10 protein-coding genes are annotated in these 10553 nt (G+C 65.0%); 8 read left to right on the top strand and 2 right to left on the bottom strand.

The annotated features are described in order from the left end of the window. Nucleotides 1–104: 104 nt before the first annotated feature. On the bottom strand, nucleotides 105–1235 hold the full coding sequence (locus tag ACXR2T_RS12625) for a mannose-1-phosphate guanylyltransferase (RefSeq protein WP_458840460.1): 1131 nt from the start codon (nucleotides 1233–1235) through the stop codon (nucleotides 105–107). Nucleotides 1236–1462: 227 nt separating this feature from the next. Between ACXR2T_RS12625 and sdhC the strand changes: the two genes are divergently transcribed. The 7 genes from sdhC (at nucleotide 1463) to ACXR2T_RS12660 (ending at nucleotide 8101) form a co-directional block, all read left to right on the top strand. Further along, entirely contained in the window at nucleotides 1463–1879 is a 417-nt protein-coding gene (gene sdhC, locus ACXR2T_RS12630) for a succinate dehydrogenase, cytochrome b556 subunit (protein ID WP_458814562.1), read from the top strand. Between the two features lie 17 nt (nucleotides 1880–1896). After that, nucleotides 1897–2340 (top strand): succinate dehydrogenase hydrophobic membrane anchor subunit, encoded by a 444-nt coding sequence (locus ACXR2T_RS12635; RefSeq protein ID WP_458814560.1) that lies wholly within the window; start codon nucleotides 1897–1899, stop codon nucleotides 2338–2340. A 42-nt stretch (nucleotides 2341–2382) separates the two neighbouring features. Next, nucleotides 2383–4215, top strand: coding sequence for a succinate dehydrogenase flavoprotein subunit (gene sdhA, locus ACXR2T_RS12640; RefSeq protein ID WP_458814558.1), 1833 nt, complete (start codon nucleotides 2383–2385; stop codon nucleotides 4213–4215). Between the two features lie 3 nt (nucleotides 4216–4218). Beyond that, nucleotides 4219–4983, top strand: a complete 765-nt coding sequence (locus tag ACXR2T_RS12645) for a succinate dehydrogenase iron-sulfur subunit (RefSeq protein ID WP_458840458.1) — start codon at nucleotides 4219–4221, stop codon at nucleotides 4981–4983. A gap of 82 nt (nucleotides 4984–5065) precedes the next feature. Further along, on the top strand, nucleotides 5066–6064 hold the full coding sequence (locus tag ACXR2T_RS12650) for a pseudouridine synthase (protein WP_458840456.1): 999 nt from the start codon (nucleotides 5066–5068) through the stop codon (nucleotides 6062–6064). 49 nt (nucleotides 6065–6113) lie between these two features. Further along, nucleotides 6114–6965: a YihY/virulence factor BrkB family protein gene (locus ACXR2T_RS12655; RefSeq protein ID WP_458814552.1), complete on the top strand. Its 852-nt coding sequence runs from the start codon at nucleotides 6114–6116 to the stop codon at nucleotides 6963–6965. A 41-nt stretch (nucleotides 6966–7006) separates the two neighbouring features. Then, nucleotides 7007–8101 carry an AI-2E family transporter gene (locus ACXR2T_RS12660; protein ID WP_458840455.1) on the top strand — a complete coding sequence of 365 codons (1095 nt, stop codon included), beginning with the start codon at nucleotides 7007–7009 and terminating at the stop codon, nucleotides 8099–8101. A 17-nt stretch (nucleotides 8102–8118) separates the two neighbouring features. Here the strand turns inward: ACXR2T_RS12660 and ACXR2T_RS12665 are convergent, their stop codons facing one another. Further along, nucleotides 8119–9942: a phospho-sugar mutase gene (locus tag ACXR2T_RS12665; protein ID WP_458840454.1), complete on the bottom strand. Its 1824-nt coding sequence runs from the start codon at nucleotides 9940–9942 to the stop codon at nucleotides 8119–8121. A gap of 116 nt (nucleotides 9943–10058) precedes the next feature. Here ACXR2T_RS12665 and ACXR2T_RS12670 point away from each other — a divergent pair, with 116 nt between their 5' ends. Next, nucleotides 10059–10181: a DUF8730 family Cys-rich protein gene (locus tag ACXR2T_RS12670; protein WP_489945538.1), complete on the top strand. Its 123-nt coding sequence runs from the start codon at nucleotides 10059–10061 to the stop codon at nucleotides 10179–10181. The last annotated feature ends 372 nt before the right edge of the window (nucleotides 10182–10553 follow it).

Here is a 10553-nt window from a genome sequence, read left to right on the forward strand (position 1 = left end):
GTCGCGCAGGATGACGCGGGAGGGTGCTCCCACAGAATGACGCGGGAGGGTGCTCATTTTCACGTCATTCTGCGGGAGCTTGCGACTCGCAGAATCCAGGGCTGCTAGAGCAGGTGGCCGCCGCCCGATACCTTCATGCGGCCCACGAGATTCTTGACCTCTTGCGCCTTCGCCTTGGTCGTCACGAGCAGCACGTCGGCGGTGTCAACGACCACGACGTCTTCGACCCCAACGAGGGCAACGAGTCGGTCGCTTTCTGAGACGACGATGCCACTCGAGGCGTCAGACAGCACCTGAGCGCGGTCGCCGAGCACGGCGAGATCGTTACCGCGCCCGCGCGTGAGTAGGTTCGCGACCGACGCAAAGTCGCCCACGTCGTCCCACTCGAAGTGCGCGGCGACGCAGACCATCTTGCCAACCTTCGCGGCCGGTTCAGCGACGGTGTAGTCGATCGCGATCTTGGGCAGCGTGGGCCACAGACGTTCGCGCACCGCTGCACCCCGGTCAGTGCCCCACGCCGCCGCGATCTCGCGCAGCGAAGCAACCATCTCGGGCTGCTGCTGGGCCATCTGGTCGAGCAGCACCGTCGCGCGTGCAATAAACATGCCCGCGTTCCACAGGTAGCCGCCATCTTCGAGATACGCGCGGGCCACATCCGCCTCGGGCTTTTCGACGAACGACTTCACGTCGTAGAGATCAAACTTCGCCAGGTCGCCGCGCGCCTCACCCGCCTCGATGTAGCCAAACCCCGTCGCGGGGTGGCTGGGGCGAATGCCAATCGTCGCAATGTAGCCCTGATCCGCCGCTCGAACAGCGGTCTCGACGGCCCGCTGAAACAGCACCTCGCCCCGGATCACGTGATCGGCCGCGAAGGAGCCAATGATCGCGTCGGGGTCCCGCAGCTCCAGGATCGCGGCCGCGAGCCCGATCGCGGCCGAGGAGTCCTTGGGTTCGCTCTCGGTGACCAGGTTCTCTGGGAGCAGCTGGGGGAGCTGCTTCTCGACGAGATCACGGTGCGATACGCCCGTCACGACGAGCACGCGCTCGGGGGGAGTGATCGGTGCGAGCCGATCCCAGGTCGTGCGCAGCAGCGAATCACCAGAACCCGTCAGATCGAGCAGAAACTTCGGTGCATTTGCGCGCGAGAGTGGCCACAGCCTTGAGCCGACACCTCCGGCTGGAATCACGCACGTGAAGCGGTCGAGAGGGGCCGTGGAATTCGCGACGTCGGACATGTGCCTAAGCGTAGTCTGTGCCGCTGAGGGGTGAGCCGAACATAACGATCCGGTGCGAGAACACGCGCCCACGGCAGCTGTGTGCGGGGCAGCTCTCGAATGGTGTCATAATGGGGGCGCAGCGGATTCTCAGCGGAGTTGTGTTTGGGGTGCCCCCGCGACTGTCTGAGTGCCGCACTGTTAAGTGCCGAGTATGGCTCGGCGATGCAGAATCTAGGAGGAAGCTCGTGTCAGCCCATACGGCAGATGCCGCGCCAGCGGTGAAAAAGAAGAGTCGCCCGGGCGGCACGCTGTATCGCGGGAACGAAGGAATGTGGTCGTGGGTGCTGCACCGAATCACCGGCGTCGCAATTTTCTTCTTCTTGCTGGTGCACGTGCTCGACACCGCGCTGGTGCGTGTCAGCCCCGAGGCCTACAACGCAGTGATGGCGACCTACAAGACCCCGATCATGGGACTGGGTGAAGCCGCTCTCGTCGCAGCGATCGTGTTCCACGCATACAACGGCATTCGCATCATTCTGGTCGATTTCTGGAGCAAGGGCGCGCGTTACCACCGCACCATGTTCTGGATCGTCATCGTGCTGTGGGCCGTGACGATGGCCGGCTTCCTGCCGCGCCACCTGATGAACGTGTTCGGTCACTAGGGCGAGGGAGAAGCACCATGGCTATGACGATTGAATCCCCGCGCGCCAAGACCCCGGCGGCAAAGCGTACCAACTGGGAAAAATGGGGCTGGATCTACATGCGCGTCTCGGGCGTGCTGTTGCTCGTGCTCGTGTTCGGTCACCTTTTCTCGAACCTGATGATCGGTGACGGCGTGCACGCCATCGACTTCGGCTTTGTTGGCGGCAAGCTGTCGCAGCCGTTCTGGATGGTTTGGGACACGCTACTTCTGTGGCTTGCCCTGATCCACGGCGCGAACGGCATGCGCACCATTGTGAACGACTACGTCACGCGCCCCGGCCTTGCGAAGGCGTTTCGCGTGGCACTGTTTCTGTCGGCGGCGCTGCTGATTCTGCTCGGCACGTTTGTGATCTACACGCTTGACCCCTGCCCGGCGGGCGCTGACCCGTCGCTGGTCGCGTCGTTCTGCACGGCCAAGTAGCGGTCACCCCAGGTTTCTAGAGAATCGAAGAATAGGACTCACGTGGCTACAAATACCCATGAGGGCGAAGAGGTCACCGTCAAGGACGGCGTTACCTACCACCAGTTCGACGTTGTGATCGTCGGCGCAGGCGGCGCAGGCATGCGCGCCGCGATCGAGGCGGGCCCCAAGGCCAAGACTGCGGTCATTACAAAGCTGTACCCCACTCGCTCGCACACGGGCGCGGCGCAGGGCGGCATGGCCGCGGCGCTCGCAAACGTCGAGGAGGACAACTGGGAGTGGCACACCTTTGACACGGTCAAGGGTGGGGATTACCTCGTCGATCAAGACGCGGCAGAGATCCTGGCGAAGGAAGCCATCGACGCGGTCATCGACCTCGAGAACATGGGTCTGCCCTTCAACCGTACGCCCGAGGGCAAGATCGACCAGCGCCGCTTCGGTGGCCACACGCGTGACCACGGTAAGGCCGCTGTGCGTCGTGCCTGCTACGCAGCCGACCGCACCGGGCACATGATTCTGCAGACGCTGTACCAGAACTGCGTCAAGCTGGGCGTCAACTTCTTCAACGAGTTCTACGTGCTCGACCTGGTGATGACGGGCGAGGGCAAGGACCGCAAGGCGTCAGGCGTCGTCGCATACGACCTCGCCACCGGCGACATTCACGTGTTCCAGGCTAAGTCGATTGTGTTTGCGACCGGCGGCTTCGGCAAGATCTTCAAGACGACGTCAAACGCACACACCCTCACGGGTGACGGCGTGGGCATCGTCTGGCGTAAGGGCCTGCCCCTCGAGGACATGGAGTTCTACCAGTTCCACCCGACCGGCCTCGCCGGCCTCGGCATCCTCCTCACCGAGGGTGCCCGTGGTGAGGGCGCGATCTTGCGTAACGCGAGCGGCGAGCGCTTCATGGAGCGCTACGCCCCCACCATTAAGGACCTCGCTCCCCGCGACATTGTCGCCCGCTCCATGGTGCAAGAGGTGCTCGAAGGCCGCGGCGCTGGCCCGCACAAGGACTACGTCTACCTCGACTGCACCCACTTGGGCGCAGAGGTGCTCGAGACCAAGCTGCCTGACATCACCGAGTTCGCGCGCACCTACCTGGGCGTCGACCCCGTCACCGAGCCGGTACCGGTGTTCCCCACCGCTCACTACGCGATGGGTGGCATTCCCACCAACGTGCAGGCAGAGGTGCTGATGGACAACGACACCGTCGTTCCCGGCCTCTACGCTGCGGGCGAGTGTGCGTGCGTGTCGGTGCACGGCTCGAACCGCCTCGGCACCAACTCGCTGCTCGATATCAACGTGTTCGGTAAGCGTGCCGGTAACGCCGCCGCTGACTACGCGAAGACGGCCGAGTTTGTGCCGCTGCCCGAGGGCGCCGCCGACGAGGTCATCAAGATGGTCGCGCAGTTCCGCGAGGGCAATGGCACCGAGCGTGTTGCCGACCTGCGGCGTGAACTGCAGGAGAACATGGACCGCGGCGCTCAGGTGTTCCGCACCCACGAGACGCTCACCGATGTGCTCGGCGTGATTCACGATCTGCGCGAGCGGTACAAGAACGTCGGCGTGCAGGATCGTGGCATGCGGTTCAACACTGATCTGCTCGAGGCAATCGAGCTCGGTTTCTTGCTCGACCTCGCCGAGGTGCTCGCGTACACCGCGCGTAACCGCAAGGAGAGCCGTGGCGGCCACATGCGCGACGACTACCCGAACCGCGACGACGAGAACTACATGAAGCACACCATGGCGTACCTCACGGGCGATGCAAAGTCGGCCAACCCCGAGGACCACATTCGCTTGGACTGGAAGCCGGTCGTCTTCACGAAGGACGAAAACGGCGAGCTGCGGTACCCGCCGCTGGAGAGGAAGTACTAGGTCATGAGCAACTCACACGCTCCGGGAAACCCTTCGGAAGAAGCAGGGATCAAGCCGTTCACGGTTACCCTGCTCGTGCGCCGCTACCTGCCCGAGTCGGGCCGGGAGGCATACTGGGAAGACTTCGACGTCGAGATGTACCCGACGGACCGTATTCTTGACGCGCTGCACAAGATCAAGTGGGACATGGACGGCTCGCTGTCGTTCCGCCGCTCGTGCGCGCACGGCATCTGCGGCTCTGACGCGATGCGCATCAACGGTAAGAACCGTCTCGCGTGCAAGACCCTGATCAAGGATCTTGACATCACGAAGCCGATCTATGTTGAGGCGATCAAGGGCCTGCCCCTTGAAAAGGACCTCATCGTCGACATGGAGCCGTTCTTCGACGCGTACCGCGCCGTACAGCCGTTCCTCATTGCGGGCAACAAGCCCGAGGGCGGCAAGGAGCGCATCCAGTCGGCTGAGGAGCGCGAGCGGTTCGACGACACCACCAAGTGCATTCTGTGCGCCGCGTGCACCTCGTCGTGCCCCGTGTTCTGGACGGACGGGCAGTACTTTGGCCCCGCCGCGATTGTGAACGCGCACCGCTTCATCTTTGATTCGCGTGACGACAGCGCCCAGGTGCGCCTCGACGTGCTCAACGACAAGGAAGGCGTGTGGCGCTGCCGCACAACCTTCAACTGCACCGACGCGTGCCCCCGTGGCATTCAGGTGACCAAGGCTATCGCCGAGGTCAAGAACGCGATCATCACGGGTAAGACCAGCTAGATCCTGCGACGCACAAGCGCCCCGCCCAGCCCCTACCGGGGGACGGGCGGGGCGCTTCGCGTATCGCCGGTAGACTCGTGTGGTGCCCCCTCGTTCCCCGCTGCCGCAGCGCTTCGGCCTTGACGCCGCCTGGCTGCGCACGACCGACGGTGTACCGGGCGGGGCGCCCGAGTGGCGGCTTGTGCGCGACTGGCTGCACGCCCGCGTCGGCATGCACATCGACGTCGACGACTTTATTGCGCAGGGCCGCTTCGTCTACCAGGCAGGCGACCCGGTGCAGCCGCAAGATCCCTACCGGCATAACCTTTTCGTCTGGTTCCACCGTGACCTGGCCCCCGAAACCCCGGTGCCCGGCCAGATTCGCATCGTGCACCACGACGAACGGCTCGTGGTAATCGACAAGCCCGCGTTCTTGTCGACCATTCCGCGCGGCAAACACGTGCAAGAAAGCGTCGTGGTGCGGCTGCGCAACGCACTAGGGCTGCCCGAGCTCACCCCCATTCACCGGCTCGACCGGGTTACGTCGGGGCTGCTCGTGCTCACGACCGAGCGCCGGTGGCGCGGGCCGTACCAGTCGATGTTTCAGCGTGCCGGCGCCATCGAAAAGACCTACCACGCGGTCGCTCCCATCGACCCCGCCCTGCCGCTGCCCGTCGAAATCGAGAACCACCTCGCCAAAGAGCACGGCGTGATGCACGCCGAAATTGTGCCGGGTGCGCCCGTCAATGCGCGATCCGGCATCGCGTTAGAGCGCGAGCTCACCGCGGCAGAGGCAGCCAACGCCCGCAGCTACGACACCCCCAGCGAGGCCTGTGGCGAGGCGAGTTCCGGCGTGGCGCGGCCCCTCGGACTGTACCGGCTCACGCCCCACACGGGACGCACGCACCAGCTGCGGCTGCACATGTGGGCCGCGGGCGTACCGATCGTGGGCGACCCGCTCTATCCCGTAGATCGAGGAGCTGCGATCGACGATTTCACGACCCCGCTGCAGCTGCTCGCGAGCAGGCTCTCGTTCACCGACCCGGTTTCGGGCGCGGCGCGCTCGTTCGCGAGCGGCCTCGCGATGCCGCTTGCGCCCTAGGATGTTGGATATGCAGAAAGCGCGGTGGACACGACTGAAGGACCGCGTGATGGCGCTTCGCCCGGTACGCGCCTGGTCGCACTTCACCGACGTGGGCGGCAGCGTGCTCTCGGGCGGCATGAGCTACCAAGCCCTGTTTGCGGTGTTTGCGGCGTTGTACGTGGGCTTCAGCGTGTTTGGCATCTGGCTGCGCGAGCACCCAGAACTGCTCGCGACGATCGTCGAGCAGATCAACCTGTTCGTACCGGGCCTGCTCGGAAAGAATGGGGCGGTGCAGCTGAACGGGCTGCTCGAAGCGCGCGCGCTCAGCGTGAGCGGCATCATCGCGAGCGCCTCGCTGCTCTGGATCGCGCTCAACTGGTTCACGGGCACCAGGCGTTCGATCCGGATCATTTTTGGCCTCGAAGTGAAGCAGTATCGCAACGCCGTGCTGCTGAAGCTGCGTGACTTTCTGCTCGCGCTGCTGTTTTCGGCCGCGATCGTGGTGTCGGCGGCGCTCACGATCTTGATGTCGAGTCTCGCCCACATGGTGCTCGGGTGGACGGGACTGTCAGAAGGCAACTGGCTGTTTAGCACCCTGGGGTTGGTGACGCGGTACGGGGCGGTGTATCTGTTTGACCTGCTGCTGCTGGTCGCGATGCACAAGTACCTGGCCGAGGTGGTCGTGCCGCGCCTGCACCTGTTAATGGGGTGCGCGCTGGGAGCGGGCGGCCTGCTCGTGCTGAAACTGCTGGGCGCGTCGCTCTTGGGCGGGGCGTCGCGCAACCCGCTGCTGGCCACGTTTGCTGTCGGTGTCGCCCTGCTCTTGTGGTTCAACTTTGTGTGCCGCACGCTGTTGCTCACCGCATCGTGGATCGCGGTGGGCGAAGACAAGACGTTGGGGCTGCCCGAAGAGGACTGAGCACGGCGTGCTGTCAGCGACGGCGGCACTACGCTAGTAACGTGAATCCAACACCCAGGCCTCCGCGACCGAGCCCGGCTCCGTCTAGCCCGGCTCCGGGCAGCGCCGTCATGCTGCTCGTGGGGCTCGCGTCGGCCGTGGTCGTGCTGTTTGGCGTGTGGGTGGCCCGTGGTGTGATTGGGCCGCTCGCGCTGGGAGTCGTGATCGTGATGATCTGCCACCCGCTGCGCAGACCGCTCGAGCGCATCGGGCTGCCCCGCTGGGCTGCCACCACCGCGGTGATTCTCGTCGCATATGCTGTGCTCGCGGCGATGGCCGCGCTGCTCTATTACGCGGGCGCCGAGTTCGTGGCGCTCGTGCGCAGTTCGGCGTCGGAGTTTCAAAAGACCGTGACCGAGATCATGCACCTGCTGCAAGACCTGGGCCTCGAGAAGCAAGCGTCTGACGCGCTCGTGTCAGTGCTGCGCCCCGAAACGATCATCGCGTACGTCTCAAACCTCAGCGGGCTCATGATCGGCGTGTTTACCGGGTTCTTCTTTGTGCTTGCCTACGTCATCTTTATCGCGATCGACGGCGCACGCTACGCCCGTGCGACGAACGAGTTTGGTGAGCGCGTCGCCCCCACAATGCAGCGCTTCGCGGGGTACGCCAGCAGCGTGCGCCGCTACTACGTGGTCAACGCGAGCTTTGGCCTGCTCGTCGCGGTGATCGATGGGCTTGCGCTGTCGGCGCTCGGCGTGCCCGCGCCGCTCGTGTGGGCGATTCTCGCCTTCATTACCAACTTCATCCCCAACATTGGTTTCGTGCTGGGGCTCGTGCCGCCAGCGCTTGTCGCGCTCGCGGTGGGCGGCTGGCCGCTGATGCTCGCCGTGATAGCGATCTACTGCGTCGTGAACGTGGTGCTGCAGGTGATGGTGCAGCCGAAGTTTGTCGCAGACGCCGTCGACCTGAGCCTCACGCTGAGCTTCTTCTCGGTGATTTTCTGGACGCTGGTGATCGGGCCGCTCGGCGCGATCCTGTCGATTCCGTTGACGCTGCTTGTGCGGGCACTGCTGTTTGAGGGCGACCCTGGCAAGTGGTGGATCAGGTGGCTGTCGGGTGACGACAGCGCACGGCCGCCCGCCGCAGCGGCTTAGCGCGGCCCCGCCAAACGCTACAGCCTGAGCCCGTCGACGTAGCCGCGCACGGCAGACTCGAGACGGGTGAGCGCTGCCTCGGCATGCTGCCTGCGCGCAGCTGCATCGCCGTCATCGCTAAACGTATCGAGGTACACCTTGAGCTTGGGCTCGGTGCCGCTCGGGCGAATCATGACGCGGCTGCCGCCCTCGAGGTCGTAGCGCAGCACGTTGGCGGGCACCGCCGCCTCACCGGGGGTGAGCAGGTCACGCACCCGAGTTACTTTGCTGTCACCAAACTCCGTGGGCTGCATTTCGCGCACCTTCGCTGCGAGCGCGGTTGCCTCGGCCATTGACTCGAACCGCAGCGTCACCTGGCTGCTTGCGAAGTGGCCAAAGAGCTCGCTCGCGTCGTCGAGCAGATCCCACACCGTGCGCCCCTCGGCGTGGAGCTCGCGCACCATCGCGATCGCGTCGGCAGCGGCCGAGATGCCGTCTTTGTCGCGCACGTGCCCCGCGTGGGTGAGATAGCCGATCGCCTCTTCAAACCCAAATAGCAGCCGCGGTACGCGGGCCACCCACTTAAAGCCAGAGAGCGTCTCGGCGTAGTCGAGGCCGTAAGCTTCGGCGACGGCGCGCAGCGCGGGGGAGGAGACGTTGGTGCACGCGAGCGTGCCACGCGGTGTGCGGCCGCGCAGCTTTGCCTCGGCGGTTTCGCGCTCGGCCGCACGCCAGCCGAGCAGCAGCCCGAGCTCGTTGCCGGTGAGCCTGCGGTACTGGTTCGCCGCAAACCGGGGTCGCTGCCGGTAGGTGCGCACAGCGGGCTGAGCGGTGCGGACGGGCGCCTTCACCGCGATCGCCACGCGGTCGGCGTCGGGGTCGTTGGCCACCACCAAGTCGGCGTTCATGTCGCCCGCGGTACGAAACGCGAGGTCCAGCGCACCCGGCTCCTCGGGGTTTGGAAACTCGAGGGACGGAAACGACGGGTCTGGCTCGTCTTGCTCTGCCACGACGGTGACGCTCGGCAGCCCGGCCGACAAGAACACCCGGCGAGCGGTGGCAGAGCCGACGCCGTGCATAGCCGTGTACACGACCTTCAGGTCGGTGTCATCGCCGCGGGCGCGGCCCGGGCGCTTCGGGTCTTGCGGCAGTCCAAGCAGCACCGCAGAGGCCGTTTCAGCCACGTAGGCGTCTGCGACACCCGCACCGAGCTTCACGATGTCATATGAGCGCGAGATGGCGCCCGGCGTGATCTGTGAGGCGCGCTCAATGTGCGACGCGATCTCTGCGTCGACGGGAGGCGCGACCTGGGCGCCCTCGTCGGCCCCGCCCAGGTACACCTTGTAACCGTTGTCGGCGGGAGGGTTGTGGCTCGCCGTGATCATGACGCCCGCTGACACCTGCAGGTGTCGCACCGCAAACGCGGTGAGAGGGGTGGGGCCAGGCTCGGGCAGCATGAACACGCGCACCCCGGCACCCGCCATCACCTCAGCGGCGTCACGGGCAAATACGGCTGACCCCGTGCGCCCGTCGTAGCCAATCACGACAGAGGGCGGGTCTTGCGCGAGCGCGTCGGCCTTGCTTGCACGCTCGAGCAAAAACGCGGCGAACCCGGCGCTCGTTTGCGACACGACCACTCGGTTCATGCGCTTGGGGCCAGCGCCAATTTTGCCGCGCAGCCCGGCAGTGCCAAACGCGAGGCGGCCGTCGAATGCGTCGTGCAGCTCGGTGATCGCGCTCTCTTGCCCCTCGCGCGCACGCGCGACGAGTGAACGGGCCTGGTGCCTGGTCGCAGGGTCAATGTCTGCCGCAGCCCAGGCCTCGGCCTCGGCCATGCGCTGTTCGAGTTCTGCAGACGTCATTTCAACCCTTTCCGTACCCCACGAAGTGGCGTAATTCTCTCACGGTACCAGCCGTATCCAAGCTGAAACTGCAGACGCAGGTTAGGCTGTAAGGGTTTTTGACGAAAGGAACAACTATGTGCTCTCCCGTGCGCTGCGCGACGTGTGAAAAGACCACCTGGGCTGGCTGCGGCCTGCACATTGAAGAGGCGCTCGAGGGTGTTGCGGCGTCAGACCGCTGCGCCTGCCCCCGCGACTGACTACGCGGTAGCACCGACGTCAGGTGACCTGCGGAGGTTTTCCGTGGTCATCTCGCGGGAGCTGTCACTTGGTCATTCACGTCGAAGCTATTGCGCCAAGCGAGTCGCAGAACCCACGTTCGTGTGGATCCTGCGACTCCTTCGTCGCGCAGGATGACGAGGGGAAGCGCGCGGTGCCCTCCTCCGTCATTCTGCGCGAGCTTGTGCCACCCTCTCGTCATTCTGCGTGCGTGGATTGCTAAGGAGAAACGCGCCAGCGTTTGTCGCAATTCACGTTGGCGCCATTGCGCCAAGCGAGTCGCTGTGAGTATTAAGTTGGCTGGTCTGGGACTGGCTGGCAGGCTAGGCACTGGCCGTTGATTCTCACTCCCG

The sequence above is a fragment of the Leucobacter faecis genome, from assembly GCF_054456635.2.